Below are 492 nucleotides of genomic sequence, written 5' to 3' on the forward strand. Positions count from 1 at the left end.
CCCTCCCCACCCCCCCTCCTTCCCACCCCACCCCACCCAGCAGTTCGCCCGGCCGCGCTTCGAGGCCAGCCAGATCGACCCGCGTGACCCGCTGGGCCTCGGCCTGGTGGAGCCGGTGCTGCCGAGCGTGCCGAACCCGGCCCAGCCGCAGCCGGCCCCGCAGCAGCAGCCCCAGCCGCAGCCGCAGCGTCAGGAGCCGATGGCGCTGCCGACCGGCCCGTCCGACGCCACCGGCGAGCAGCCCTGGTACCCGCAGCCGCAGGACCAGCAGCAGACCCGGCCCCCGGCGTACCAGCCGCGCCGGCCCGGCACCGCCGCACCGGAGTTCCAGGAGCCGGGCCGTCCGCAGCGGGCCCCGCGGCAGCAGCCCCGGCAGGCCCCGCAGGCCCAGGCACCGCACCGGCTGGGGGCCGTGGGGGGGGGGGGGGGGGGGGCGGGGGGAGGGGAGGGGGGCGGGGGGGGGAGGGGGGGGGGGGGGGGGGTGGGGGGGGG

General features: G+C 82.1%; 1 protein-coding gene. It reads right to left on the reverse strand.

Features of this window, described 5'->3' with window-relative positions; genetic code table 11:
* Positions 1-400 (reverse strand): hypothetical protein (locus BG452_RS46430; protein ID WP_223243290.1); only part of this gene is annotated, 400 nt, incomplete at its 3' end.
* Positions 401-492 lie beyond the last annotated feature (92 nt).

The sequence above is a fragment of the Streptomyces sp. CBMA123 genome (genome assembly GCF_014596465.1).
In the GTDB taxonomy this organism is placed as follows: domain Bacteria; phylum Actinomycetota; class Actinomycetes; order Streptomycetales; family Streptomycetaceae; genus Kitasatospora.